At 44.0% G+C, this 539-nt stretch carries 1 protein-coding gene; it reads left to right on the forward strand.

The features are described from left to right. Positions 1-539, forward strand: a 539-nt coding sequence (locus R7O13_RS30275) for an SPASM domain-containing protein (protein ID WP_318305648.1), incomplete at both ends; no start/stop codon positions are given.

A 539-nucleotide genomic window follows, 5' to 3' on the forward strand; every position in this document is an offset into this window, starting at 1 on the left:
ATCGCTTGGTCTGTTGATGCCAAAGAATATGGACGTTTTCTCACCGACGTATTTCATCTTTGGGTTTCTCAAGATGTGGGAAAAGTCTTCATTTCGAACTTCGAACAGGCATTAACACAATACCTTGGCAACCCCTCTCCAAACTGTATTCATGCAAAAAAATGCGGCTCGTCTTATGCCGTTGAAGCAAATGGTGACGTTTATTTCTGTGACCATGTCGCCTACCCGGAGTCGAAACTCGGCAATGTATTCGAAACATCGTTGCACAAGATGTCGCTGAATCACGAACTTCAGTTCAACAAAGAATCCCGCTTATCTATGCGATGTAAACAATGCCAGTTCTTATCTCTCTGCAACGGCGGCTGCCCAAAACATCGCTATCTCTCCGACACTGGAGAGCATGAAAACGTCCTTTGTGATGGTTATTTCTATTTTTTCAGCTCAGTAGAAAAGTATTTGCAAGCAATGACGACGCTCTTAGCTCATGGCTATCCAGCAAGCTATGTCATGCAAGCATTAGACGGCCCTTTAATCCTAAC

The organism is Vibrio sp. Y176, from assembly GCF_033438945.1.